The 269-nt window shown below is 63.6% G+C and carries 2 protein-coding genes; both read right to left on the reverse strand.

Translation table 11 applies throughout. From position 1 onward, the window contains the following. Nucleotides 1-132, reverse strand: a 132-nt coding sequence (locus tag SB751_RS30995) for an exonuclease domain-containing protein (RefSeq protein ID WP_410749146.1), incomplete at its 3' end; no start/stop codon positions are given. 38 nt (nt 133-170) lie between these two features. Next, nucleotides 171-269, reverse strand: a 99-nt coding sequence (locus SB751_RS31000) for an RNase H family protein (protein ID WP_410749147.1), incomplete at its 5' end; no start/stop codon positions are given.

Below are 269 nucleotides of genomic sequence, written 5' to 3' on the forward strand. Positions count from 1 at the left end.
GTTCACGTAGATGTGCAGGTTGTTGCCGGTGAGCCGCCGGTTCAGCAGCTCCACGCAGCCGATTTCGATCAGGCGATCGCCCGAGCGGGGATTGAGGCCGGTGGTTTCGGTATCGAGAATGATCTGGCGCATGTCGGATAAATCGGGAAAGACGGTAGGGCGGCCGGCGTTCAGGCCGCGAGGGATTCGACGCCGCGATTCGCGAGCGCGTCAGCGCGTTCGTTTTCGGGATGGCCCGCGTGGCCTTTCACCCAGCGCCACTCGATCTC

It is taken from the genome of Cupriavidus sp. SIMBA_020 (assembly GCF_046535395.1).
Lineage (GTDB): Bacteria > Pseudomonadota > Gammaproteobacteria > Burkholderiales > Burkholderiaceae > Cupriavidus > Cupriavidus campinensis.